Below are 25,104 nucleotides of genomic sequence, written 5' to 3' on the forward strand. Positions count from 1 at the left end.
GCGGACGATCCGGGCCGGGCCGACGGGTGGAACCGCCAGCACAAAAGACGGCCCCGGCGATGGTTCCCGCTCCCTCGGGCCAACATCACGGCGGACGGGGGTTTTCGGCCCGTGCTGCCGCAATCGTGATCCGGTCGGGCCGCGCCCTCCCCGCCGTTAGAGGCCGAACATGCTCTGGGTCGGGGCGTGCAGCGTGAAGGCGTGGCCCTCGTCGATCCAGCCGGTGCCGGCGTGGCCCTGCTCGATATAGGTGATCTCCGCGGCGCTCGACGCATAGTAGTGGCGGCCGCTCTCGGTGTTGACGAACCGCTCGATGGTCATCGCGGCCCATCCGGCGGCGGACGGATCCGTGTAGGCCTCGAAGGCGACGCCCTCGTAGCGGTAGCCCGAACCGGAGCCGATCAGGCCGTCCCGTTCCGCCGCGCTGGCCGTGTAGAAATGGTCGCCCGTCGCCGCGTTGGTGAAGTGGAACACGTCCGTGGTCCCGGCCGGCCCGGTGGGGGCGGCCCAGCCGACCCCCTGATACGCGTAGGCCGATGGCGACGTCTTCAGCGCGTCCCGCTCCGCCGTGCTGGCGGTGTAGAGGTGCTGGCCGGTGGACGGGTCGTAGAAGTGGAAGACCGGCTCCAGGGGGGCGCTCGCGTTCGGGTTGGCCTGGTAGGCGCGCAGGTAGTCGATATTCATCTGGGCCGGGAACGGCGTCGTCGCGTCGGCATCGCCCGGCCACGTGCCGCCGACCGCCAGGTTGGCGATCATGTACATCGGCTTGTCCAGGCCGGCCGGGGTGGGCGTGCGGAAGACCTCCCCGTTGTCGAAGTAGAAGGCCAGGCTGTCGGGCCCCCAATCGACCCCGTAGGTGTGGAAGCCGTCGCTCATGTCGGCGACCTGGGTCGAGGCCTGGGCCAGGGTGTGGTCGCCAGCGGTCTGGCCGGGTCCCAGGCTGTGCACGCTGGTGTAGAGCCTGCCGGGCTCGTGCCCGAGCATCTCCATCACGTCGATCTCGGGCGGCCAGGAGCCGTCCTTGGCGAGCAGCCAGAAGGCCGGCCACATCCCCTGCCCGGCCGGCAGCTCGGCCCGCATCTCGAAGTAGCCGTAGGTCTGGCTGAAGCTGTGGGACGTGTTGATCATCCCGGACGTGTAGGGCTGGCCGCCGAGATCCGGCAGCAGCGCCGGGTCCGAGGGCGCGGCCGTGATGGTCAGGACGCCGTTCTGGACGCTGAACGGGTTCGGCAGCGCCGCGCCGCCCCCGCCGACGCCATGGTCGGCCCGGAGGTACCATTCCTGCTCCTGGTTGAACGGCCGCGTCCCGGTCGCCGTGACGTAGCTGCCCCATTGCGGCCCGCCCGCCGTGTCGAGGCCCGAGGTTCCGTTCCAGAGCTGGAGCGTGTCGAACTCGGCGCTGTAGGTCAGGGTCGCGGTTCGCGCGAGGTTCTTGGGGTCGATCGGCATCGTGGCTGGCCCGTCGGTTCCGCCGAATTCTGCAGGAACAAGCCCTGTATACAATCAGGAGTTGCAAAAGTCCTGCCGAACGGCCCTGGACGGCCCTACTTCTCGCGAAACGCCCGGCGCGCCTGATCGACCAGGGGCTTGGTGAGGTAGGACAGCACCGTCCGGTCGGCGGTGCGGATGAAGGCCTCCACGGGCATGCCGGGCATCAGCTTGGCGCCGTCGAGGCGGCCGAGCTCGTCCTTGGTCACCCCCAGGCGCACCAGGTAGTAGAAGCTGCCGGTCCGCTTGTCCTCGCTGACATCGGCGGCGATCCGGGTGACGCGGCCGTTGAGCTCCGGCGTGGTCCGCTGGTCGAAGCTCGGGAAGCGCAGGCCCGCGGCCTGGCCGGTCTGCAGCCGGTCGATGTCCTGGGGGGCGACCCGGACCTCGGCCACCAGGGAATCGGCGTTCGGCACGATCAGCATGATCGGCTCGCCCGGGGCGATCACGCCGCCGCGGGTATGGACCGCAAGCTCGTGGACGTAGCCGGTCTGCGGCGCGCGGATCTCGATCCGCTGCAGCTGGTCGAAGGCGGCGATCCGCTGCTCAGTCAGGGTCGCGGCCTTGGCGCGGTTCTCGGCCAGCTCCTTGGCGACGTCGCTGCGCAGGTTCTGCTCGAGCTGGATGATCTGCAGCTCGGTCTCCGAGACCTTGCCCTTGGCCTGGGCGATGTTGGCCACCAGGACGCCGCGCTCGCCCTTGAGCCGGGACATGTCGCGCTGCAGGCTGGTGAGCCGGGTGAGCTGGATCAGGTTCTTCCGCCAGAGATCCTCGACGCCTTCGTATTCCCGGCCGATGATCGCGGTCTCCTGCTCCTTGGCGGCAGCCTGCTCGACCAGGCCCTTGATCTCCTCGCGCAGCTGGCCGATCCGCTCGCGCAGCTGCGCCTTCTGGCCCTGGAGCGCGTCGCGGCGGAAGCGGAACAGCTTGTGCTCGCCGTCGACGATCCGGGCGACGTCGGGGCCGGCCCCGGCCAGCTCGGCCGGGAAGGCGGGCTCGTCGCGGCCGTCGCGCTCGGCCTCGAGCCGGGCGTTGCGGGCGGCGATCTCCCACAGGCTCTTGGTGACGCTGTCGTAGGTCGCCCGGGTCGTGGTGGCGTCGAGCCGGACCAGCAGGTCGCCGGCCTGGACGCGGGCGCCCTCCTGGATCGGCAGTTCGGCGACCACGCCGCCGGTCGGGTGCTGGACCTTCTTGATGTTGCTCTCGACCACCAGGGAGCCTGTGGCGATGATCGCCCCGGACAGCTCGGTGGCGGCGGTCCAGGCGCCGGTGCCGGTGGCCAGCACGATCACCGCAGCGACGCCGACGACGTGCCGCCGGAGCGAGCGCCGGGTCTCGCGGGTCGGGTCGTCGGTGGCTTGGTCCCGCGTCATGCGACCCTCGTGGGTGTCTGCCGGGTCAGGGCGCCCAGCTGCGCCAGGACCTCGTCGCGGGGCCCGTGCAGCCGCACGCGGCCCTCGCCCAGGACCAGGATGCGGTCGACCGCGGCCAGCGCGCTGGGCCGGTGGGCGATCACCACCACGATGCCGCCCCGGGCGCGCACGCCCTGCACGGCCGCCGACAGGGCGCGGTCGCCGTCGACGTCGAGGTTGGAATTGGGCTCGTCGAGCACCACCAGGAACGGGTCGCCGTAGAGCGCCCGGGCCAGCGCGATCCGCTGGCGCTGGCCGCCCGACAGGCCGAGCCCCCCGGCGCCGACCCGGGCGTCGTAGCCGCCGGGCAGGCGCAGCACGACCTCGTGGACGCCCGCCGCCTTGGCGGCCGATTGCAGGGCCTCCGGGTCGGGGGCCGGGTCGAACCGGGTGATGTTCTCGGCGATGGTGCCGTCGAACATCTCGATGTCCTGCGGCAGGTAGCCGACGGCGCGCCCGAGGGCGTCGGGGTCCCACTGGTCGATCGCCGCGCCGTCGAGGCGGATCACCCCGCGGACCGGCCGGGCCAGGCCGACCAGCGCCCGGGCGAAGGTGGACTTGCCCGAGCCGCTGGCCCCGATCACCCCGAGCGCGCTGCCGGGGGCGAGGGCGACGTTGACGTCGTGCAGGATCAGGCTGTCGGTCCCGGGGGCGGCGATCGACAGGGCGGTCACGCGCACGCTCTCCCGGGGCGCCGGCAGGGGCGTCAACGCCTCCGGCTCCCGCCCGGGCAGGAACGCCACGAGCCGGCTCCAGGCCTGCCGGGCGGCCGAGAACGACTTCCAGTTGGCGATGGCGAGATCCACCGGGGCCAGCGCCCGGGCCGACAGGATCGTGGCGGCCAGCATCACCCCGGCGGTGGCCTCCTCGCGCACCACCAGGTAGGCGCCGAGCCCCAGGATCCCGGATTGCAGCACCGTGCGCAGCAGGCGGGCCACCGCGCCGAAGCCGATGGCGAGGTCGTTGCCGGAGGTGGCGACGTCGAGGTTCTTGCGGGTCCGGACCTGCCAGAGGTCGGCTACCCGCGCGCGCATGCCCAGCGCGCAGAGCAGCGGCGCCGTCCGGTGCGCCATGTCGGTGAAGGCGCGGCGCTCGCCGGCGACCCGCACGCTCTCCCGGGTGGTCTCGGCGGAGGCCCAGTCGGTCAGGACCGTCAGCACGCACAGGAACAGGGCGCCCCCCGCGATCGCGGCCCCGAGCCAGGGATGGAACAGGAAGCAGACCGCGATGTAGAGCGGCACCCAGGGCAGGTCGAAGAAGGCGGTGAGCGCCAGGCTCGACACGAAGCCCCGCACGGTGTCGAGGTCGCGCAGCGCCTGGGGGCCGTCGTCGCCGCGGGGCGTCTCGGAGCCGCGCGCCAGCAGGGTCCGGAAGATCCGCGGGCCGAGGCGCTCGTCCACGAGGCGGCCGAACCGCGACAGGATCCGGGCGCGGAACACCTCGAACACGCTCTGGATCAGGAACAGCATCAGGGCGATGCCGGCGAGCCCGACCAGGGTGGCGATGCTCCGGCTCGGCAGGACCCGGTCGTAGACCTGGAGCATGAAGATCGGGGCGGTCAGCATCAGCAGGTTGATCAGGCCGCTGACGATCATCACGGTGATCAGGGCGGTGCGCCCGGCCCGGATCGCGGCCCAGAATTCCCGCCGCTTGGCAGCACGCAACACGCGTTCGTCGGTCACAGGACTTTCCCCCGGCGGCTCGGCACGCTCACAGAAGAACCCCCGCCGCGTGGGCGGCGGGGGCTTCGGTCGTCACAGGCCGAGCAGGTGCAGGCCGCCCGTGGCCGTATGCGGGGTCGGGTCGGTGTGGTGGATGTCGGCGTGGCTGCCGAGGTCGATCGTGACGATCCCGAGATCGAGGCTCGCCCCGTGGGAGCCGCCCGCCTCCCCGCCTCCGGCGGGTGCTGCCGCGGCCGGGCTCAGGATCTGCCCGACGAGGGAATCCGCGCCGCCGCCGCCGCCCTGCGGCAGCAGGATGCTGTCGCCGGTGAGCAGGCTGGCGGTGGCCAGGCTCGGCTGGTCGGCGCCCACCGCGATGGCGCTCGCCTGGACGGTGTGGGACGGATCCGCCGCGGGGGTGAGCACGGCGGCGTTGGCCAGGGGCGCCGCGGTGGTCGGGCCCGCGGCCACGTCGATCAGCGGATGGGTCCCGGCATCGCCCGAGCCGCCGCCGGTCAGGCCGCCCAGCAGGCCGCCGACCGGGTCGCCGCCCCCGCCGGATCCGGACCCGCCGAGGGCCGAGGTCACGGTCCCGAGCACGCCGTCGAGCGGGGTGCCGCCGGTGGCGGCGCCCGAGAGGGCCCCGGTCACCGACCCCAGTACGCCGCCGGCCGCATCCGCGACCTGCCCGACATCGCCGACCACCTGCCCGATCGCGGGGGCCGCATTGCCGCTCAGCACGGCGGCCGGCAGGTTGACCACGTCGGTCACGAGGTTGCTCGACTCGCCCAGCTCGCCCAGGCCGACGGTGGTGCCGAGATTGATCACGGCATGGAGCGGCTCGTTCAGAACCGGCACGTCGTGGCCCACCTGCTCCAGCACCCCGTGGATGCCGTCGATCGCGCCGTTGGCGAGGCCGGCCACGGGCTGCAGCGGCGCGTTCGCCCCGAGCAGGGCGCTGGTACCGCCCGCCTGGCCGCCGGTGAGGCTCCCGAGCAATCCGTCGAGGGGCGTCGCACCGTGGCCGCCCAGCAGCCCGTCGACCGTCGACGTGACCGGGGCGAGCAGGCTGCCGCCCGGCGCTCCGGCATCGCCGCCGAGCCCGCCGAGGAGGCCGGTGACGCCGCCGAGCAGGCCGCCGGCGGCGTGGGTCACGGCGCCGACATCGTTGAGGATCGGCGACAGCGCCCCGAGGCCCTGGCCGCCCAGCAGCTCGCCGGGCAGCGCCAGGGTGTCGGTCAGTAGGTTGCCGCCCTGCCCCAGATAGCCGAGGCCGATCGTCTCGCCGAGATTGGTCAGGCCGTGGAGCGCGTCGTTCAGGAGCGGAACCCCGTGCCCGAGATTCTCGAGGGTCGCGTGGAGGTCGAGGATGGCGGTGTTCGCCAGGTTGGTGACCGGCGCCAGCAGCCCGTCCGAGGACAGCAGGCCCCCGGCGCTGGCGGCGCCGGTGACCGAGCCGACCAGGGTGTCGGCCGAGCCGAGGACGTGGCCGAGATCGGACAGGACGGGGCTGGCCGAGGCGAGGCCGCCGCCGGTCAAAAGCGATCCGGGCAGCGCCAGGGTGTCGGTCAGGAGGTTGCCGCTCTGGCCCAGATAGCCGAGGCCGATCGTCTCGCCGAGCGCCGTGACCGCGTGGACCGGCGCGTTGAGCACCGACACCTGATGGCCGGCATCCTCCAGCATCGTGTGCAGGTCGAGGACGGCCTGGTTGAGGATGCCGGTCGCCGGGCTGAGGATCCCGCCGGCCCCGACAAGACCGTTGCCGCTCGCCGGCACGGCGGTGACCGATTCCAGCAGGGTGCCGGCAGCCACGGTAACGGCGCCGGCATCGCTCAGCAGCGACGGGATCGCGCCGGCGCCGGCCGGGTCGGCGACGGCGCCGGTCAGGTCGGTGATCAGGTTGCCGGCCTCGCCGATATGGCCGAGGCCCACGGTCTCGCCGAGATTGGTCAGCCCGTGCAGCGGTCCGTTGAGCGGCGCGACGGCGTGGCCGAGCCCCTCCAGCTGCGCGTGGGTGTCGAGCACCACCTGGTTCGCCGTGGCGCTGACCGTGTCGGGCAGCACCGATCTGCTCGCATCCGGGGAGCCGACATCGACGGTGCCCTCGATGATCGACGCGATCGGGCCGAGGCTCGCGAGCTGGCCGGTGGAGAGGGCAGTCGTGGACAGGAGCGCTTCGGGGCCGACGAGCCACGCGAGCGAACGGGACGCCGGGCTGAGGATTGCGGTGGACGAGAGCGACATGAGCACCTCCGGGTTCACCCAGTAACCATCTCTGCAACTCTGGGTTGCAAATTTGGCTGTCGGTACTGAATACGGAGGTTTGTCTTGGTCCGGCCGGCGGCTCTGTTGGCAAAGGTCGGTCTCGGCCGGGGCCGTTCCGGACGGGACCAAGACCCGCCGCGTCGGCTAGGCCTCGGCCCAGGCCGCGTGGACCGGCCCGGCGGCCGTGTCCGGCTTGGCGTCGCCGATGAAGATCACCACCGGGCCGTGCTCGGCGCGGCGCGGGTCGTAGAAGTCGAGCAGGTCCGGGTAGAGCTGCTGGACAAAGGCCGGGCGCAGGCCGTCCCGGCGGAGCAGGTGATCGATCACGACCTGGTCCCCGTGCACGGCGTTCGGGACCGGGCCGCAGGAACCGGCCGCCATCCAGCGCTCGGGCTCGGCCGCGAAGCTCGCGTAGAGGCCGGCGAGCTCGTCCGCGTGCCAGCGCAGCAGGGCGCTGGAGAGCCGCCCGCGGTGGAAGTAATCCTCCATGGCGGCGAGCCCGGGCTCGGCCAGGGCGTCGGCCGGGCCGGTGAAGACGGTGTCGAGGTCGCACAGCAGGGTCGTGCCCTCCGCCAGCCCCGGGCGGAACGCCTCCATCTTGGCCCACCAGGCCGGCCAGCCGTGCCGGAGCGGCACCTGCTCGACCCCGGCCACGGCCAGCGGCAGGTCGGTCAGGCACAGGATCCGGTCGAAGGCCGGCGCGTGGCGGCGCACGCCCCGGGCCAGGCGCTCGACCCAGGTCGCGTCGTAGCGGCCGCCGCTCCTCAGGACGGTGATCAGCGTGGTCATGGCGTGTCCGTCGCGTCGGGTGGGTGCAGGCGCAGGCGCCCGGCCGCCGCGGCCTCGGCGAACCAGGCCCGCTCGGCCGCCCAGGGATGGCCGGGCCAGCCCGCGAAGCCGAAGCCGTGGATGTCGACCGGGCCGGATTCCGCGGGGCGGTCGCGCAGGAGCGCGAGGCTGACCAGGAAGCCGGTGCTCGGGTTGGGGCATCCCTCCGTGCCGGGCGCGAGGCGGCGCCGCGCCTCCGCGTGCAGGGCCTCGGGCAGGAGATGGACCGGCTTGCCGAGGGGGCGCAGCAGCGCCAGGGCCTCGCGGGTCCAGCAGATCGGCTCGGGCGCGTTCGCCTCCGCGGGCAGCATCGGGAACGGCAGGATGAACGCCTCGGCCTGCCGCACCACCGGACGGTCCAGGAATCCCGGATCCGCCAGCCATTCGCGCATCTGCCCGCCGCGATTGACCAGGGCGAGATGCGTCACCCGCGAGCCGGTGCGTCCGCCGAAGCCGGGAGCGTTGTTGAAGCGCACGACCTGCGTGGCCGCGTCGATGGCGCGCGCCGCCGGGCCGATCCCGGGCGCGTTGCCGACGATGGCGAGGGACGCGCGCGGGTCTGCGCGCGCCGCACTTGAGGGATCGATGGCGGTGGGCATGGGCGATGGGGGCGTGAGGAACAGCCGAGGTATGGCGCCGGCTCCGCGCCACCAGGGCGCCGCGACAAACCGGAGCGCCCGGTGACGCGCCCGCGCCGCTGCTTCGTCTGCGCCGCCGACATGCTGGCGCCGAGCACCCGGAACCTCGACTTCCCAGGCGGATACCGGCGCCTGTTCCGGATCGCCTGCGGCTCCTGCGGGGTCCTGATCGCGCCGGAGGCGGACCCGGACCGATGCTGGCGGGATCTCGCCGGGCGGCTCGCCGCGCCGGTCTTCGTCCCCGACCCGGAGGCGGGTTACGGCCTCGACCTCTACACCCTCCGCAGCGCCGCGACCCGCCTCGGTCGCGGCATCCGCCCCCTCGGCCCGGCGGACCGCGCCGCCCTGCTGCAGCCCCACAGCGCGCGTGCCGCGGAAGGCGCCCTGTACGACCTCGACGGCGCGGAGCGGCGCCCGGTCTCGCTCGGTGTGATCTGCCGCCCGGCCGAGCGGGATTCCGTTCTGGCGGCCCTGCCGGCGCAGGCGGCCTGGGCCGCGGATGTCGCGATCCTGCTCGACGCGGCCCCTGCCCCGGCCCAGGCCGTGGTGGTTCCGGGCTTTTCCCCCGGCGCCGTGCGGGTGGCGGCCCGGCCGCTGGCCGGCGACTTCGCCGCCCAGCGCAACGCCCTGCAGGACCTCGCCCGCAGCCCCTGGATGCTGCAGCTCGACGCCGACGAGAGCCTCAATCCCGTGACCGGCGCGCGTCTCCCCGCGCTGGCGGCGCTCGCCGAGGCCGGCGACGTGGTCTCGGTCGGGTTGCCCCGGCGCAACCGCGTCGACGGCATCCTGTCGGATGTCTACCCGGACGTGCAGTACCGGCTGAACCGTACGGCCATCCGCTATGCCGGCCGGGTGCACGAGCGGCCGGTGCTGCCCGGCGGCTGGAAGCAGAGCTTTATCGCGCTCCACGGGGCGATCGACCACGCGCTCACCGGCGCCCATGTCCGGGCGCGCTCGCAGCGTTACGAGGCGCTGGATCCGGGGCGCGGGCGGGTCGAGGAACGGGACGCGCTGCTGCGGCCCTATCGCGCCTGAGCGATCGCCCGGCGGTAGAGGGCGAGGGTCTCGCGCCCGAGGCTCGCCCGGTCGAACCGGCCGGCGGCCTCCAGGGCCCGGGCCCGGTAGGCCGAGCGCAGGGCGGGATCGCGCAGGAGCGGGCGCAGCGCCTCGGCGAGGTCCGGGCCGGTCGCCGCCCGCGCCAGCGGCCCCGCACCCGGGACGCCCACGAAGGCCCGGGCGCTCGCATCCTCGGCGCAGGCCACCACCGGCCGGCCATAGGCCAGGGCCTCTTGATAGACGAGGCCGAAGCTCTCGTAGCGCGAGGGCGCCAGCACGACCTGCGCGCCCGCATAGGCCTCGGCCAGGCCCCGCGCGTCGATCCGGCCGCGGGCCCGGATGCGGCTCCGGGCGGCCTCGGACAGGTCGGCCGGCAGGTCGCCCGGGGGCACCCCGACGAGGTCGAGCGCGAAGGGCGGCAGCGCGCCCCGCGCCTGCTCCCCGGCCAGGATCGCAACGGCGTCGAGCAGGGCGTCGAACCCCTTGCGCGCCTCGGCCCGGCCGACGAACAGCAGGCGCACCGGCCCCGCCCCGTCCGGGTAAGGCGCCGCCCGGGCGGCGGCCGCGATCTCCGGCGGCAGGCTCAGGCCGATCACCGCCTCCGGCCGCCGGCCCGCCAGCCCGTAGGCCCGGGCGATCACCTCCGCATGGGCCTGGGTGTTGGCGATCAGCCCGGCGCTGCCCCGCGCCTGCCGGCGCTCCAGGCGGTCGGCGGCGGCGCCGTCGAGGCGGTCGCGCAGGCCGGGCGTGCCGTCGCGGGTGAAGGCGGCGGGGGTCGAGCTGCGGGTCACCAGGGGCAGGTCCCGGCGTCCGGCGAGCAGCAAGGCCGGGGCGTACCAGTTCGTCGCCTCGACCACGGCGAACGGCGCCCGGGCATGCTCGGCCAGGACCGCCCGCCGGACGGCGAGCGGCGCCGCCAGATGGCCGATCGCCCCCCACAGGCGCAGCTGCGCCAGCCGGCCCTCCGGCGGCAGGGCGAGGCCGACCACGGTGACGCCGCCGACCCGCTCCCGGCCGGTCCGGTCCAGGGTGAACACCGTCACGTCCGCCCCCGCCCCGGCCAGGCTCTCAGCGATCTCGCGGGCCGCCGTCGACAACCCGCTGGGGGCCGGCGGGTAATCCCAGGCAACGAGGGCGGTGCGCATCAGCGGCCGAGCAGGCGGCGGTAGAGCGCGAGGTAGTCGCGCGCCATGCGCTCGGCGGTGAAGCGCGCTTCGAAATTCTTTCGAACGATCGCTCGGTCCAGCGTGCCGATCCTGCGCAGTGCCGCCGTCGCCTGCGCCTCGGATTCGACGATGAACCCGGTCACGCCGTCCTCGACGATCTCCGGCACCGATCCGCGGTTCCACGCCACCACCGGGGTGCCGCAGGCCATCGCCTCGATCATCACCAGCCCGAACGGCTCGGGCCAGTCGATCGGGAACAGCAGCGCCCGGGCGCTGCCCAGGAGGTCCCCCTTCTGAATGTCGTCGACCGGCCCGAGATAGGTCGCGTCGGGCCCGAGCAGCGGGCGCACCTGCCGGTCGAAATAGTCCGGGTTGCCGACATCGATCGTGCCGCCCAGCCGGATCGGCATCCCGGCCGCCCGGGCGACGCGGATCGCCACGTCCGGGCGCTTCTGGTCGGTCAGGCGCCCGACGAAGGCGACATGGGCCTCCGGCGCGGCCTGGAAGGCGTAGCGGTCCCGAGCAATGCCGTGATGCACGATCCCGGCCCGGTTGGCCGCCGGGATGCCGGTGGCCTGGGCCGCCGAGATCGCCGCCACCGGCAAATCGGGGAAGCCGGCGAAGAACAGCGCGCGGTCGAGCTCGTCCACCCGCCAATGCACCGTGGTCAGGCTGCGCGCTCGGGCCGCACCGAGCAGCGCCGCATGGGCGAACTCGCCGTGGCAATGCACGAGGTCGAAATCGGGCAGCCGCCGCCGCAAAGCCTCCAGCTGCAGGGCCTCGAGCGCCGCCGGAACCCCGGGCGCGACCCGGCCGTGACGCTGTTCGAGAGCCGCGAGACTCGGGTAATCGCCGACGCGCGGCAAGTCTGTCGCACTGTCCGAGGGCGCGAATAGCGTTACTTCCACGCCCAAGCTTCGTAGCGCCGTGCTGAGATCGTGCACAACCCGCTCGGTGCCGCCGTGATGGTTTGGGGGAACGGGAAAAATGTTCGGTGCGACCTGGGCAACACGGATCACGGCGCTCTCTTCACATACGTTAAGTTCACGGAAGCGGCCGACCGCGTCAGCAAACGCCTGATGTTCGTCCTGCACATCGCCCTGCAGGGCTGCCTGCGCGGCCGCGATGTCGTCTACGGCCTCACCGCCGATACCGGCGGCCATATCCGCTACCTGCTGGATCTCGTCGCCGCCTCGGCGCAGGATTTCGGCGTCGCCGAGATCGTGGTGGCCACGCGCCTGTTCCAGGGGCCGCCCGGCCCGGATTACGCCGTGCCCGAAGAGCGCATCTCCGACAAGGTCAGGCTGGTGCGGCTGCCGAGCGCGGCGCCGGGCTACCTTCCCAAGGAGGCGATGCACGACGAGGTCGCGAGCTTCGCCGACAATCTCGTCGCCTGGATCGGCGCCCAGGCGCGCGCGCCCGACCTGATCCACGCCCATTACGCCGACGCCGCCGCGGTGGCGGCGATCGTCGAGGCCCGGCTCGGGATCCCGTTCGTGTTCACCGCGCACTCGCTCGGCCGGGTCAAGGCCGCGATGCTCGGCGGGGACGCCGCCGGCGCGCCCGACCTCGCCCGCCGGATCGCCACCGAGGAGGCGGCCCTCGCCCAGGCCACCCTGGTCATCGCCTCCTCCCGGGACGAGGCCGAGGTCCAGTATGCGGGCTACGAATCCTACAATCCCGGCCGCGTCCGCGTCGTGCCGCCGGGCAGCGACCTCGCGCGCTTCGCCGCCGCGCGGCCCCATCCCCGGGTCGACGCCCTGATCGACCGCTTCCTGCACGATCCCGCCAAGCCGCCGCTTCTGGCGATGGCCCGGCCGGTGGCGCGCAAGAACCTCGCGGCCCTGGTCCGGGCCTATGGCGAGAACCCGGAGCTGCGGGCCCGGGCCAACCTGGTGATCGTGGCCGGCACCCGCGGCGACATCGACGCCCTCGACGGCGACATGGCCGCCACGATGCGCGACCTCCTGGTCCTGATCGACCGCTACGACCTCTACGGGTCCGTGGCCTACCCGAAGACGCACCGGCCCGACGACGCGCCGGCGATCTACGCCTATGCCCGGGAGCGCGGCGGCCTCTTCGTCAATCCGGCGCTGAACGAGCCCTTCGGCCTGACCCTGTTGGAGGCCTCGGCGGCCGGCCTGCCGCTCGTCGCCACCGACAGCGGCGGCCCCAACGACATCGTCGAGACCTGCGGCAACGGGCTGCTCGTCGATCCCCGCGACCCCGCGGCGATCGCGCAGGCCTGCCTGCGCATCCTGGCCGATCCTGCCTTGCGCGCCCGCTACGTGGCGGGCGGCGCCCGGGCCGCGGCGGCCTATGACTGGGACCGGCACGCCGCGCGCTACCACGCCCTGCTGCGCGCCCTGCTCGCCCCCGAGCCGCCCCTGCGGACGCCCTGGCAGCTCCTGGTCTGCGATATCGACAACACCCTGGTCGGCTGCGAGGCGGCGCTCGGCATCTTCCGGCGCTGGCGCAGCCAGCAGACGGGCCTGGCCTTCGGGGTGGCGACCGGCCGCTCGTTCCACAGCGCCATGGCGGTGCTGGAGCAGCAGATGAGCCCGCGGCCGCAGGTGATGATCACCTCGGTCGGCTCCGAGATCTACCATCTCGACGCCAACGGCGTGACCTACACGGCCGACGCCGCCTGGCGCGAGACCATCGCGGCGGGCTGGGACCGGGCGGCGGTGCGCGCGGCGCTGGCCGGCATCGACGGCCTCCTGCCCCAGGGCCCGCTCGAGCAGCGCCCGTACAAGCTGAGCTATTTCGGCGGGGCCGCCGCCGCCCGCCGGGTCGGCGCGCATCTCGCCGAGGCCGGCCTCGCCGCCCGGGTGATCCACAGCCACGACCGCTACCTCGACGTCCTGCCGGCCGAGGCCTCGAAGGGCACGGCGGTGGACCATGTCCGTGCCCTCTACGGCCTGCCGGAGCGGGCGGTGTTCGTGGCCGGGGATTCCGGCAACGACGTCGAGATGCTGCGCGCCCGGGTGCAGGCGATCATCGTGGCGAATTATTCCGACGATCTGGCCAGCAACGCGGCGCTGCAGCACTCCTACGTCGCCCGGGCCTCGCATGCCCGCGGCATCATCGAGGGCGTGGCGCATTTCCGCCGGATGCTGGCCCATGCCTCCTGACGTTCAGCCTCCTGACGTTCGGCCTCCTGTCATGCGGCCCGCTGGGGCGCCCGCGACGAGCGTGCTCACCCTGGTGCGCGGCCGGGCGGCGAGCCTGCGCAACCTGATGCACGGCCTCGCCCGCCAGAGCACGCCCCCCGGCGAGCTGGTGATCGCCTGGATGCAGCCCGAGCCGATCCCGGACCTGCCCGATCCCGGCTGCCCGGTGCGCCATCTCCACGTCCCGGGCGAGCCGATGCCGCTCGCCGCCGCGCGCAACCGCGCCGCCGAGGCCGCCGCCGGCGACCTGCTGATCTTCCTCGACGTCGATTGCATCCCGGCCTCCGGCCTGGTCGGCGCCTACGCGGCCGCGGGCGCCGAGGGCCTGCTCCTCGGCGAGGTCCTGTACCTGCCGCCGGAGGCCGGCCCGGCTCTGGACGCGTCCGATCTCGACGACGCGGCCCTCGACCGCCTCGGCCGCCCGCACCCGGCCCGGCCGAAGGTGCCGGAGGCGGGCCTGCGCCGGGAGCCCGATCCCGGCCAGCTCTGGGGCCTGTCCTTCGCCCTGCCCGCCCGGGCCTGGCGCTCGGTCGGCGGCATGGACGAGGGCTTTACCGGCTATGGCGGCGAGGAGACCGACTTCGCCGCCCGCCTCGCCGCCACCGGGCTGCCGACCGACTGGGTCGCGGGCGCCCGGGCCTATCATCAGCACCACCCGGTCCACGTCCCGCCGCTCCAGCATTTCACGCCGATCCTGGCCAACGCCGCCCGCTTCCGCGCCCGGCACGGGCGCTGGTGCATGACCTACTGGCTCGGCCAGTTCCGCGCCGCCGGGCTGATCGAGTGGGACGACGCCGCCCCGGCGATCCGCCTGATCCGCCCCCCGACCGCCCCGGAGATCGCCGCGTCCCGGCGGCCCGACGCCCTGTTCTCGTGAATCAGACCATGAAGAAGCCGATCGCGTTCTTCGTCCACCACCAGGGCCGGGGCCACGCCAACCGCACCATGGCGGTGGCCGCCGAGTTCGCCCGCGACCGCCCGGTCTCGGTGCTGACCGCCGGCCCGCACCTGTTCGACGGCTTCGCGCGCGACATCGAGATCGTGCCGCTGCCCGACATGATCGGCGCCGCGGTGCCGACCCCGCGCCTCTACGCCGAGCCGACCCCGCAGGTGATGCATTGCGTGCCGCTGGGGCTCGCCCCGATGCGCCGGACCATGCGGATCATCCTCGACCATCTCGACGCGCGCGCGGTCGGCCTGTTCGTGGTCGACGTCTCGGCCGAGATCGCGCTGCTCGCCCGGATCGCCAGTGTGCCGGCGGTGCAGATCCGGATGCACGGCGACCGCTCCGATATCGGCCATGTCGGCGCCTACGAGGCCTGCGTCGGGATGCTGGCGCCCTTCGACGCCCGGCTGGAACAGGCCGACTATCCGGCGTCCCTGCGCGCCAAGACCTTCTACAGCGGCGGCCTGTGCACCAGCCTCGACCGCGTCCTCGACCGGGCGGAAGCGCGGGCCAAGCTCGGCCTCGATCCGCAGCGCGAGATCATCGTCGCGGTGACCGGCGGCGGCGGCAGCGGCACCCCCTACGCGCCGCTCACCGTGGCGGCCCGCGCCGAGCCCGACGCCCTGTGGCTGACCCTCGGGCCGACCCACCGGGAGGGCCACGAGACCGATTTCGCCAACCTGCGCGAGCTGGGCTGGGTGCCCTCCGTGACCGACTACCTCGCGGCCGCCGACATCGTGATCGCCTCGGCGGGCGACAACACGGTCCACGAGGTCGCCCGGGTCGGCGGCCGCCTGATCGTTATGCCGGAATGGCGCTACTTCGCCGAGCAGACCCGCAAGGCTGAGGCCCTGGTCCGGCTGGGCGCCGCCGTCCAGGCCCCCGTCTGGCCCGGCGACCTCCAGGGCTGGCGCGACCTCCTGGCCCGCGCCCGGACGCTCGACGGCGCCGAGCTGCGCGGCCTCTACGCCCCGGACGCCGCCGCCCGCGCCGCCGGCTGGCTCGAAGGGCTGACCGACGAGCTCTGGCAGGGCGCCGAGGAGCCTGTCGCGCCTCCCTGAGCGGCCACCTGCGCTCGACCGCCGAGACAGGTTCGGGGCGCAATCGCTTTTGCAGGTCTCGATGCGCCCCCTCTCCCGCACGGGAGAGGGGACCCGCGCCCTTCCCAGGCGACGACAAAGCCCAATCGAAGATGCCCGCCCCTACCCCGTCCCCATCAGCCGGAGCCCGACCGTCGCATGTCCACCGTTTCCGTCGTGACCCTGGCCAAGGGCCGGGCGGCGCATCTGCGCAACGTGCTGCGCGGCCTGGAGCGCCAGACGCAGGCCCCCGCCGAGTTCATCGTCGCGGTGATGCAGGACGAGCCCTACGACCTGCCCGAGACCTCGTTTCCGGTCCGCCAGATCCGGGTTCCGGGCCGCGAGCTGCCGCTGGCGGCCGCGCGCAACCGCGGCGTGGACGCGGCCAGCGGCGAGGGCATCGTCTTCCTCGATGTCGACGGCATCCCGGCCCCCGACCTCGTGGCCGACTATGCGCGCGGGCTCGGCGAGCTCGACGGCCTGCTGATGGGCGAGGTGCTGCACCTGCCCGAGCACGCCACCGCGGGCGCCTGGCGCTACGCCGACCTCGCGGCGAGCGCGGAGCGGCATTCCGACCGCCGCGGGCCTCCGGCCTCCGGCATCGAGTTGTGCAACGATTACCGGTGCTTCTGGTCGCTCAACTTCGCGATCCGGCGGGACACCTTCCGGGCGCTCGGCGGCTTCGACGAGCGCTATACCGGCTACGGCGGCGAGGACACCGATTTCGGCAAGATCCTCGACCAGGGCGGCACCCCGATCGCCTGGATCAAGGGCGCGCTGGCCTATCACCAGTACCACCCGCACCACATGCCGCCGATCCACCACCTCGACAGCGTCGTGCGCAACGCCGAGCTGTTCGAGGCCAAATGGGGCTACCGGACCATGGGCCACTGGCTCTACGCGTTCCGGGTCATGGGCCTGATCGACGACACGCCCGACCAGCCGATCCGGATCCTGCGCCGGCCCGATGCCGACGACCTCGCCCTGACCGGGCAGCAGAGCCACCAGCCCTACACCAACTCCGCCTCTGTCATCCGGTATCTGGAATCCCGGGTTGGCGCGGCGGCGACCGCGTGAGGATCGCGCTCCTCGCCCATATCCGCCACCCGGTCGCGCCGCCCTTCACGGGGGGCATGGAGGCCCATAGCTGGCACCTCGCCGCGGGGCTCGCGGCCCGCGGCCACGACGTCGTGCTGTTCGCCGCCGGCGACAGCGACCCGCTTTTCGCGATCGACGCCGTGGTGCCGGAGCATCACGAGCGCCGCTTCCCGGGCCTGGAGCATCGCGGCGATCCGGGGCTGCGGGCCTATGTCGATGACGGCTACGCCGCCGCCTGCGACCGGATCGCGGCGGGCGGGTTCGACGTGCTGCACAACAACAGCCTGAGCCGGCTGCCCCTGGAGCGCCGGCGGACCGCGCGGGTCCCCACCGTCACCTCCCTGCACGTGCCGCCCTACGACGCCCTGCGCGGCTTCGTGCACGACAGTCCCGCGCCCGGTCACCGGATCACCGTGACCTCCCGGGCGCAGCTGCGGGCCTGGTGGCCGGAGGGCGCACCGCCGGAGGCGTCGGTGCTTCACAACGGCGTCGATCCCGCCGCCTGGCCGTTCCGGGACCGCGGCGACGGCAGCGCCGCCTGGTCCGGGCGGCTGGCGGCGATCAAGGGCGCGCATTGCGCCATCGCGGCGGCGAAACGCGCCGGCATCCCGCTGACCCTGTACGGCCCGATCGAGGAGCCGGATTACTGGGCGGCGCGGATCGCCCCGGAACTCGGCGGCCCGATCCGCTACGGCGGCCATCTCGACGGCCGGGCGCTCGCCGCCGAGATCGGCCGCGCCTCGGTGTTCCTGTTCACTCCGTGCTGGGACGAGCCGTTCGGGCTGGTGGCGATCGAGGCGATGGCCTGCGGCCTGCCGGTGGCGGGCCTCGCCAACGGTGCCGCCCGGGAGGTGGTCGGCGAGGCCGGATGCCTCGTGGAGCCCGGGGACGCGGCCGCCCTGGCCGGGGCGATCGGCGTGGCGCTCGCGATCCCGCGCCCGGTGCCGCGGGATCGGGTCCGGCGCCTGTTCAGCCGCGACCGCTGGCTCGATGCCTGCGAGGCTCTGTACCGGCAGGCCCGGGCCGGGCGCTAGGGCCGACCCTGCGCGTCGGCCGGGCGCCAGCGGTCGAGCTCCCGGTCGATCGCGCCCTCGGTGCCGCGCAGGAACTCCGCCGCCGGCAGGCCGGGGGCGAGGGCCGCGAGGTAGCTCACCACGATGGTGCCGGCCCGGGTGGCCGCGCCGCGGGGCCAGAACAGGCCCGAATTCACCGCCACCGGCACCACCGGCAGACGCAGCCGGCCGTAGAGCAGCTCGACGCCGCGCTTGAATTGCAGCGGATCGCCGGCCCGGCCCCGTGTGCCCTCCGGGAAGATCAGCACCGAGCGCCCCGCCGCCACCGCCGCCTGGCTGCCCTCGATGATCGCCCGCAGGGCCTGGGTGCCGTTGGCGCGGTCGATCACGATCATCGGCGAGCGCCGCAGGAACCAGCCGACCACCGGGATCGCGAGCAATTCGCGCTTGGCCACGATCGCCACGTCGGGGACCAGCACCAGGAAGGCCAGCGTCTCCCAGGTGGATTGGTGGTTGGCCACGAGCAGGCAGGGCTCGTTCGGGATGTGCTCGCGCCCCTCCTCGACGTAGCGCAGCCCGACGATGCGGTGCAGGCCGGCCAGGACCCCGCGGGCCCAGAGCCGTGCCGCCGTGCGGACCGGGCGGGCCGGCGCCCCGGCGAGCGCCAGGACGACGAGCGGCGCCAGGAACAGGGCCGTCCAGGCGGTCCAGTAGGCGACGAACAGGAGGGAGCGGGTCTGCGCCAAGATCGGGATTCACGTCGGGCCCCGGAACGGGGCGGATCCCCGGCATAGCGCCTCGCGGATCGGGGTGCACGGCAATTCAGGACGGCGCGAAAGCCGCAGCCGCCGTCCGCGGCTTTCGTTTATGCGGGTCGGCGCGCGCGGGTGACACCGGCCGGGCCCCGTAACCGCCTGCGCCGACCTTGAGAACGGCCGCCGCCCTGCTGCGTTATCGGAAGGTCCGGCGAGCGGGCGCTGGCGCGAAGGAGACCGGGTTGGACAGGGTGACGGGGCGTGCGGATGACGGAGGCGCTCTGTCGGACCAGCGGGCGACCGGACCGGTTTCCATCGTGGGCGGCGGCGCGACCGGCGCGCTCATGCGGGCGTTCGACTGGTCGTCCTCGCCCCTCGGCCCGCCCGAGGGCTGGCCCCAGTGGCTGCGCGCCGCCGTCAGCCTGATGCAGGGCTCCGGCTTCCCGATGTTCGTGGCCGCCGGGCCGGAACTGGGGTTCCTCTACAACGACGCCTACACGGACGTGCTCGGCAGCAAGCACCCGGCCGCGATGGGCGCGCGCTTCCCGGAGGTCTGGGCGGAGATCTGGCCGGACATCGCGCCCCTGGTCGAGGCCGCGATGTCCGGCGCGGCGAGCTGGGTCGAGAACCTGCCGCTGGTCATGAACCGCCACGGCTATCCCGAGGAGGCCTGGTTCACCTTCTCCTACGCGCCGCTCCGGGACGAGGCCGGCGCGGTCGTCGGCCTGTTCTGCACCTGCACGGAGACGACCGCCCGGATGCGGGCCGAGACCGCGCTCCGGGAGAGCGAGGCGCGGTTCCGCAACATGGCCGACCACGCCCCGGTGATGATGTGGGTGACCGGCGCCGACGGGGCCTGCACCTACCTCAACCGCCGCTGGTACGCGTATACCGGCCAGACCGAGGCGGAGAGCCTCGGCCTCGGCTGGCTCGACGCGGTCCACCCGGACGACCGGGATCCGTCGGCCCAGGCGTTCCTGGACGCCAATGCCCGGCACGGGCCGTTCCAGGTCGAGTACCGCCTGCGCGGCGCCGACGGCCGCTACCGCTGGTTCATCGACGCGGCCCAGCCCCGCCGCGGCGAGGATGGCGGCTTCCGCGGCTATATCGGCTCGGTCACCGACATCCACGACCGCAAGGCCGCCGAGGAGCGCCTGGTCGAGACCACGCGCCGGCTCGACGCGATCCTCAACAACACCTCGCAGGCGATCTTCCTGATGGATGAGCGCCAGCACTGCAGCTACATGAACCGCGCCGCCGAGACCCTCACCGGCTTCGCCCTGGAGGAGACCGAGGGCCGCGCCCTGCACGACGTCGTCCACCACACGCGGCCGGACGGATCGCCCTACCCGCTCTGCGAATGCCCGATCGACCAGGCCTTCCCGGAGAACGAGCGCGAGCAGGGCGAGGAGGTCTTCGTCCACAAGGACGGCTCCTTCTACCCGGTCGGCTTCACCGCCAGCCCGATCCGGAACGAGCGCGGCGAGCCGATCGGCACCGTCATCGAGGCCCGCAACATCGAGGAGGAGCTGCGCGCCAAGGCCGCCCTGGAGGCGTTCAACGCCACCCTGGAGCGGCGCGTCGAGGAGGAGGCCGCCCGGCGCGAGAAGGTCGAGGAGGCCCTGCGGCAATCGCAGAAGATGGAGGCGGTCGGGCAATTGACCGGCGGCATCGCCCACGACTTCAACAACCTGCTCACCGGCATCTCGGGCAGCCTGGAGCTCCTGCAGACGCGCATGAGCCAGGGCCGGATGACCGACCTCGACCGCTACATGACCGCCGCCCAGGGCGCGGCCAAGAGGGCAGCGGCGCTGACCCACCGCCTGCTCGCCTTCTCGCGCCGCCAGACCCTCGACCCCAAGCCCACCGACGTGAACGCCCTGGTCCACGGCATGGAGGAGCTGGTCCGCCGGACCGTCGGCCCGTCGATCCATATCGAGGTGGTCGGCTCGGTCGGCCTCTGGCCGGCGCTGGTCGATCCCGGCCAGCTCGAGAACGGGCTCCTGAACCTGTGCATCAACGCCCGCGACGCCATGCCGGAGGGCGGGCGCATCACCATCGAGACCGCCAATCGCTGGCTCGACGACCGCGCCGCCCGGGAGCGCGACCTGCCGCACGGCCAGTACCTGTCGCTGTGCGTGAGCGATACCGGCACCGGCATGCCCCCGGAGGTGATCGCCAAGGCCTTCGATCCGTTCTTCACCACCAAGCCGATCGGCCAGGGCACCGGGCTCGGCCTGTCGATGATCTACGGCTTCGCCCGCCAATCCGGCGGGCAGGTGCGGATCTATTCCGAGGTCGGCCGGGGGACGACCGTGTGCCTCTACCTGCCCCGCTTCCACGGCGACATCTCCGCCGCGGTGGCGCTGCCGGACCCCGCGGCGGCGCCCCGGGCCGAGCAGGGCGAGACGGTGCTGGTCATCGACGACGAACCGTCCGTGCGCATGCTGGTGACCGAGATCCTGGAGGATCTCGGCTACACGGCGATCGAGTCCGCCGACGGCCCGTCCGGGCTGAAGGTCCTGCAATCGGACGTGCGGATCGACCTGCTGATCACCGATGTCGGCCTGCCCGGCGGGATGAACGGCCGGCAGGTGGCCGATGCCGCCCGCGAAACCCGTCCGGGGCTCAAGGTGTTGTTCATCACCGGCTATGCCGAGAACGCCGCGGTGGGCAACGGCTACCTGGATGACGGCATGCAGGTGCTCACCAAGCCCTTCGTGATCGAGGCCCTGGCCGCGCGCATCCGGGACATGATCGAGGGATGAGGTCCGCGCGCCGTCCTGCGGCGCACGGGCGCCTCATGGCTGCGGCGCCGGCGGCACTGACAAGGCGGGGCACGGTCGCTACCGTGCGCGCCGCACCGGGGACGCGTGGGACCGCGGGGGAGCGTAGGGCAAGCCGATGACCGATACCGACACGGCCCCGGCGCCGCGGCTCTCGACGGGTGTTCCCGGCCTGGACGACATCCTGTGCGGCGGGCTGACGCCGAGCCGGCTCTACCTGCTGGAGGGCACGCCCGGCACCGGCAAGACCACCCTGGCGCTCCAGTTCCTGCGCGACGGCGCGGCAAGGGGCGAGCCGACGCTCTACGTCACCCTGTCCGAGACGAGCCAGGAGCTCCGGTCGTCCGCCGCGACCCATGGCTGGTCGCTCGACGACATCGAGGTCTACGAGCTCGTCAACGAGATGGGGCTCGATCCCGACAGCGAGCAATCGATCCTCCACCCGTCCGAGATCGAGCTCGGCGAGACCGTCCGCGAGGTGATCGCCCGGGTCGAGGCGCTGAAGCCCGAGCGGGTCGTGTTCGATTCGCTCTCGGAGCTGCGCCTGCTCGCCCAGAACCCGCTGCGCTACCGCCGGCAGATCCTGGCGCTCAAGCAGTTCTTCGCCAAGCGCGCCTGCACCGTGCTGATGCTCGACGACCGCACCTCGGAGACCGGCGACCTGCAGCTCCACAGCATCGCCCACGGGGTGATCTCGCTGGAGCAGGCGCCGCGCGAGTTCGGCTCGGAGCGGCGCCGGCTGCGCATCGTCAAGATGCGCGGCATCAAGTACCGGGGCGGCTACCACGATTTCTCGCTGGAGACCGGGGGCATCCGGGTCTTCCCGCGCCTGATCGCCGCCGAGCATCACACCGCCTTCGACCCGCAGGCGCGCTCCACCGGCACGGACACGCTCGACCTGCTGCTCGGCGGCGGATTGGTGCCCGGCACCAACACCCTGCTGCTGGGCCCCTCGGGCGTCGGCAAGACGACCATGGCGATCCGCTGCATGCTGGCCGCCCTGGAGCGCGGCGAGACGGCGACCTACTACCTGTTCGACGAGGGCCTCGCGACCCTGCTCAGCCGGGCCGCCATCCTGGGCATGGACCTGTCCCCGCATCTCGAGAGCGGGCGCCTGACGATCACGCAGATCGACCCGGCCGAGCTCTCGCCCGGGGAATTCTCCAGCATGCTCCGGCAGGCCGTGCAGGAGCGCGGCTGCAGCTTCGTCGGGCTCGACAGCCTGAACGCCTACCTGCACGCGATGCCGGGCGAGGAGTTCCTCATCCTGCAGATGCACGAGATGCTGAGCTACCTGAACCAGCAGGGCGTCACGACGCTGCTGGTCCTGGGGCAGCACGGGGTGATCGGCGAGGTCCGCACCGATATCGATCTCAGCTATCTCAGCGACGCGATCCTGCTGTTCCGGTTCTTCGAGGCCAAGGGCGAGGTCCGCACCGCGTTGTCCGTGGTAAAGAGCCGGGTCAACGCCCACGAGCGCACCATCCGCGAGATGAAGCTGTCGGCCCAGGGGATCCAGGTCGGCGAAGCCCTGACCGATTTCGAGGGCGTGCTGACCGGCCTGCCCTCCTACCGCGGCGCGGTGGCGATGCTGACCGGCGACGTCGCCGGCGGCGAGCGGTGACGGTTTCAGCGCCGGAGGAGGCGCGCGTCCTGATCCTGGCGCCGCGGGGGCGCGACGCCGCGGTGGCCGAGCAAGTGCTGGCCCGGGCCGGAACGCAGGCCGTCATCTGTCCCGACCTGGACGGCTGGCTGGAGGCTCTCCGGGCCGGGGCGGCCGCCGCCCTGGTCACCGAGGAGGCGCTCGGGGACGGGGAGCCCACGGCCCTGTTCGCCTGGCTCGAGGCGCAGCCCGCCTGGTCGGACTTCCCCTTCATCGTGCTGGCGACCCGTCAGCACGGGCACCGGTCCCGGCAGGCGTCGCAGCTGCTGGCCAAGCTCGGCAACGTCGTCCTGCTGGAGCGCCCGATCAACGCCGAGACGCTGGTCAGCGCCACGGCCGCCGCCCTGCGGGCGCGCCGCCGCCAGTACCAAGCGCGCGAGCGCTTGCAGGAGCGTGAGCGCGACCGGGAGCAGCTCCGCCTCGCCAACGAGGGGCTGGAGCGGCGCGTCTCCGAGCGGACCCAGGAGGTCGAGACCGCCCGCGAGACCCTCGCCTTCGCCCTCGACGCCGCTGGGATGGGATCCTGGGACATCGATTACGGCACCGGCGCGTCCCGGCGCTCGCCCCGCTTCGACGCGGTGTTCGGCTACGACGCGCCGCAAACGTTCTGGACCCGGGAGACCTTCCTGGCCCATGTCGTCGACGAGGATCGCGCGGGCGTCGACCGGGCCTTCGCGAGCGTCGTCCAGACCGGCCGGCTCGACCTCGAATGCCGCATCCGCCGGGCCGACGGGGCGGTGCGCTGGATCGCCCTGCGGGGGCAGGTCAAGTACGACGAGGCCGGCACCCCGACCCGGATGGCCGGCATCCTGATGGATCGCACCGACCAGCACGTCACCGAGGAGGCCCTGCGCCAGGCCCAGAAGATGGAGGCGATCGGGCAGCTCACCGGCGGTGTCGCCCACGACTTCAACAACCTGCTCACCGTCATCGTCGGCGGTCTCGACATGGTGCTGCGGCGGCCGGAGCAGGTCGACCGGGTGAAGCGTCTCGCGGAGGCCGCCATGGGCGCGGCCCGGCGCGGCGAGCAGCTGACCCAGCAGCTCCTCGCCTTCTCGCGCCGCCAGATGCTGCGGCCCCAGACCCTCAATCCCAATCGCCTGCTCCTCGACTTCAAGCCCCTGGCGGAGCGCGCCGCCGGCGGCGCGGTCGAGCTCGCCTTCGACCTCGACCCGGCCCTCGATCCGATCCGCATCGATCCGGCCCAGTTCGAGGCCGCGGTGCTGAACCTGATCGTCAATGCCCGCGACGCCATGGAGGGCCGGCCGGGCCATACCCGGATCGCGGTGACGAGCCGCAACGTCCATCTCGGCACCGGCGCGGTGGCCGAGAAGGGCGTGGCGCCCGGCCCCTACGTGCTGGTCTCGGTGACCGATACCGGCGCCGGCATCCCCCCGGACAAGCTCCAGCGGGTGTTCGAGCCGTTCTTCACCACCAAGGAGGTCGGCAAGGGGACCGGGCTCGGGCTGAGCCAGGTCTACGGCTTCACCCGCAGCGCCAACGGCTTCGTCGACATCGCCTCCGAGGTCGGGGCCGGCACCACCGTGAACCTCTACTTCCCCCGCTCCACCGACCCGGCCGACGAGGAGACTGGGGCCGGCGCCCTGCGCACCATCCCGCTGCGCCGCGCCGGCGAGGGCGAGACCGTGCTGCTGGTCGAGGATGACGAGCAGGTTCTCGGCATGGCGGTGGAGAGCCTGGAGGAGCTGCGCTACCGGGTGATCGTCGCCCGCAACGCCGCCGAGGCGCTGGCGCATCTCCGGGATGTGGAGCGGATCGACATCCTGTTCTCGGACGTGGTCATGCCGGGCGGCATGAACGGCTCGCAGCTCGCCGCTGAGGCCCAGCGGGTGCGTCCCGGGATCAAGGTGCTGCTCACCTCGGGCTACGTCGCCAATCTCGACGAGGGCCAAATGATCGGCCACGGCGAGTTGCCGGTCCTGAACAAGCCCTACCGCCGGGACGAGCTCGCCCGCTCCCTGCGCCTCGTGCTCGGCGGCGAGAGCCGCTGAGCCCCGAACACGAAAAACCCGGCTCGCGTTAGCGAGCCTGGTTTTTCGATGGGTTGAGTCATCGA

At 73.3% G+C, this 25,104-nt stretch carries 18 protein-coding genes; 9 read left to right on the forward strand and 9 right to left on the reverse strand.

Translation table 11 applies throughout. The features are described 5' to 3' along the window. Window positions 1–156 precede the first annotated feature (156 nt). From LGR69_RS21505 to LGR69_RS21530, 6 genes are all read right to left on the reverse strand, one after another. Entirely contained in the window at window positions 157–1,449 is a 1,293-nt protein-coding gene (locus LGR69_RS21505) for a family 16 glycosylhydrolase (RefSeq protein ID WP_230367270.1), read from the reverse strand. Between the two features lie 95 nt (window positions 1,450–1,544). Next, window positions 1,545–2,861, reverse strand: a complete 1,317-nt coding sequence (locus LGR69_RS21510; RefSeq protein ID WP_230367271.1) for an HlyD family type I secretion periplasmic adaptor subunit — start codon at window positions 2,859–2,861, stop codon at window positions 1,545–1,547. After that, window positions 2,858–4,582 carry a type I secretion system permease/ATPase gene (locus LGR69_RS21515; RefSeq protein WP_230367272.1) on the reverse strand — a complete coding sequence of 575 codons (1,725 nt, stop codon included), beginning with the start codon at window positions 4,580–4,582 and terminating at the stop codon, window positions 2,858–2,860. Before LGR69_RS21515 ends, LGR69_RS21510 begins: the two co-directional genes overlap by 4 nt. Before the next feature lie 72 nt (window positions 4,583–4,654). Beyond that, window positions 4,655–6,805 (reverse strand): hypothetical protein, encoded by a 2,151-nt coding sequence (locus tag LGR69_RS21520; protein ID WP_230367273.1) that lies wholly within the window; start codon window positions 6,803–6,805, stop codon window positions 4,655–4,657. Between the two features lie 165 nt (window positions 6,806–6,970). Then, a complete protein-coding gene (locus LGR69_RS21525; RefSeq protein WP_230367274.1) occupies window positions 6,971–7,615 on the reverse strand; it encodes a hypothetical protein in 645 nt (214 codons plus the stop codon). Further along, the gene (locus LGR69_RS21530; protein WP_091864456.1) at window positions 7,612–8,253 is read right to left on the reverse strand and encodes a hypothetical protein; all 642 of its coding nucleotides are present in this window, start codon (window positions 8,251–8,253) and stop codon (window positions 7,612–7,614) included. The genes LGR69_RS21525 and LGR69_RS21530 overlap by 4 nt, the downstream gene beginning before the upstream one ends. A gap of 120 nt (window positions 8,254–8,373) precedes the next feature. On the opposite strand from LGR69_RS21530, the gene LGR69_RS21535 reads away from it, so the two are divergent. Continuing rightward, window positions 8,374–9,327, forward strand: coding sequence for a glycosyltransferase family protein (locus LGR69_RS21535; protein WP_230367290.1), 954 nt, complete (start codon window positions 8,374–8,376; stop codon window positions 9,325–9,327). On the opposite strand, the gene LGR69_RS21540 is transcribed toward LGR69_RS21535, so the two are convergent. Beyond that, complete coding sequence (locus LGR69_RS21540) at window positions 9,315–10,493, reverse strand: glycosyltransferase family 4 protein (protein WP_230367275.1); 1,179 nt, start codon at window positions 10,491–10,493, stop codon at window positions 9,315–9,317. The two genes, LGR69_RS21535 and LGR69_RS21540, sit on opposite strands and share 13 nt — an antisense overlap. Then, on the reverse strand, window positions 10,493–11,533 hold the full coding sequence (locus LGR69_RS21545) for a glycosyltransferase family 4 protein (protein WP_230367276.1): 1,041 nt from the start codon (window positions 11,531–11,533) through the stop codon (window positions 10,493–10,495). The genes LGR69_RS21540 and LGR69_RS21545 overlap by 1 nt, the downstream gene beginning before the upstream one ends. 60 nt (window positions 11,534–11,593) lie before the next feature. On the opposite strand from LGR69_RS21545, the gene LGR69_RS21550 reads away from it, so the two are divergent. The 5 genes from LGR69_RS21550 (at window position 11,594) to LGR69_RS21570 (ending at window position 17,844) form a co-directional block, all read left to right on the forward strand. Further along, window positions 11,594–13,648, forward strand: coding sequence for an HAD-IIB family hydrolase (locus LGR69_RS21550; protein ID WP_230367277.1), 2,055 nt, complete (start codon window positions 11,594–11,596; stop codon window positions 13,646–13,648). Window positions 13,649–13,679: 31 nt separating this feature from the next. Continuing rightward, window positions 13,680–14,564, forward strand: a complete 885-nt coding sequence (locus tag LGR69_RS21555) for a glycosyltransferase family 2 protein (protein WP_230367278.1) — start codon at window positions 13,680–13,682, stop codon at window positions 14,562–14,564. An 8-nt stretch (window positions 14,565–14,572) separates the two neighbouring features. Next, complete coding sequence (locus LGR69_RS21560; RefSeq protein WP_230367279.1) at window positions 14,573–15,694, forward strand: glycosyltransferase; 1,122 nt, start codon at window positions 14,573–14,575, stop codon at window positions 15,692–15,694. Between the two features lie 177 nt (window positions 15,695–15,871). Continuing rightward, window positions 15,872–16,789, forward strand: a complete 918-nt coding sequence (locus LGR69_RS21565) for a glycosyltransferase family 2 protein (protein WP_230367280.1) — start codon at window positions 15,872–15,874, stop codon at window positions 16,787–16,789. Continuing rightward, window positions 16,786–17,844, forward strand: coding sequence for a glycosyltransferase (locus tag LGR69_RS21570; protein WP_230367281.1), 1,059 nt, complete (start codon window positions 16,786–16,788; stop codon window positions 17,842–17,844). The genes LGR69_RS21565 and LGR69_RS21570 overlap by 4 nt, the downstream gene beginning before the upstream one ends. Here LGR69_RS21570 and LGR69_RS21575 read toward each other — a convergent pair. Further along, window positions 17,841–18,569, reverse strand: a complete 729-nt coding sequence (locus LGR69_RS21575) for a lysophospholipid acyltransferase family protein (RefSeq protein WP_007562602.1) — start codon at window positions 18,567–18,569, stop codon at window positions 17,841–17,843. The genes LGR69_RS21570 and LGR69_RS21575 overlap by 4 nt on opposite strands. A 353-nt stretch (window positions 18,570–18,922) precedes the next feature. Here LGR69_RS21575 and LGR69_RS21580 point away from each other — a divergent pair, with 353 nt between their 5' ends. The 3 genes from LGR69_RS21580 to LGR69_RS21590 all read left to right on the forward strand — a co-directional run bounded on the left by LGR69_RS21580 (window position 18,923) and on the right by LGR69_RS21590 (window position 25,039). Beyond that, window positions 18,923–21,346 (forward strand): PAS domain S-box protein, encoded by a 2,424-nt coding sequence (locus tag LGR69_RS21580; RefSeq protein WP_230367291.1) that lies wholly within the window; start codon window positions 18,923–18,925, stop codon window positions 21,344–21,346. Window positions 21,347–21,482: 136 nt separating this feature from the next. Further along, entirely contained in the window at window positions 21,483–22,988 is a 1,506-nt protein-coding gene (locus LGR69_RS21585; RefSeq protein ID WP_230367282.1) for an ATPase domain-containing protein, read from the forward strand. Continuing rightward, window positions 22,985–25,039, forward strand: coding sequence for an ATP-binding protein (locus tag LGR69_RS21590; RefSeq protein WP_230367283.1), 2,055 nt, complete (start codon window positions 22,985–22,987; stop codon window positions 25,037–25,039). The genes LGR69_RS21585 and LGR69_RS21590 overlap by 4 nt, the downstream gene beginning before the upstream one ends. Window positions 25,040–25,104: the final 65 nt, after the last annotated feature.

Origin of the sequence: Methylobacterium brachiatum (genome assembly GCF_020523825.1) — a bacterium.
GTDB lineage: Bacteria > Pseudomonadota > Alphaproteobacteria > Rhizobiales > Beijerinckiaceae > Methylobacterium > Methylobacterium brachiatum.

Excerpts from the sequence above, each read along its gene's own strand:
- LGR69_RS21505 (WP_230367270.1), bottom strand. The coding sequence starts at position 1,449 with ATGCCGATCGACCCCAAGAACCTCGCGCGAACCGCGACCCTGACCTAC.
- LGR69_RS21510 (WP_230367271.1), bottom strand. The coding sequence starts at position 2,861 with ATGACGCGGGACCAAGCCACCGACGACCCGACCCGCGAGACCCGGCGC.
- LGR69_RS21520 (WP_230367273.1), bottom strand. The coding sequence starts at position 6,805 with ATGTCGCTCTCGTCCACCGCAATCCTCAGCCCGGCGTCCCGTTCGCTC.
- LGR69_RS21525 (WP_230367274.1), bottom strand. The coding sequence starts at position 7,615 with ATGACCACGCTGATCACCGTCCTGAGGAGCGGCGGCCGCTACGACGCG.
- LGR69_RS21530 (WP_091864456.1), bottom strand. The coding sequence starts at position 8,253 with ATGCCCACCGCCATCGATCCCTCAAGTGCGGCGCGCGCAGACCCGCGC.
- LGR69_RS21535 (WP_230367290.1), top strand. The coding sequence starts at position 8,374 with ATGCTGGCGCCGAGCACCCGGAACCTCGACTTCCCAGGCGGATACCGG.
- LGR69_RS21540 (WP_230367275.1), bottom strand. The coding sequence starts at position 10,493 with ATGCGCACCGCCCTCGTTGCCTGGGATTACCCGCCGGCCCCCAGCGGG.
- LGR69_RS21550 (WP_230367277.1), top strand. The coding sequence starts at position 11,594 with ATGTTCGTCCTGCACATCGCCCTGCAGGGCTGCCTGCGCGGCCGCGAT.
- LGR69_RS21555 (WP_230367278.1), top strand. The coding sequence starts at position 13,680 with ATGCGGCCCGCTGGGGCGCCCGCGACGAGCGTGCTCACCCTGGTGCGC.
- LGR69_RS21560 (WP_230367279.1), top strand. The coding sequence starts at position 14,573 with ATGAAGAAGCCGATCGCGTTCTTCGTCCACCACCAGGGCCGGGGCCAC.
- LGR69_RS21565 (WP_230367280.1), top strand. The coding sequence starts at position 15,872 with ATGTCCACCGTTTCCGTCGTGACCCTGGCCAAGGGCCGGGCGGCGCAT.
- LGR69_RS21580 (WP_230367291.1), top strand. The coding sequence starts at position 18,923 with ATGCGGGCGTTCGACTGGTCGTCCTCGCCCCTCGGCCCGCCCGAGGGC.
- LGR69_RS21585 (WP_230367282.1), top strand. The coding sequence starts at position 21,483 with ATGACCGATACCGACACGGCCCCGGCGCCGCGGCTCTCGACGGGTGTT.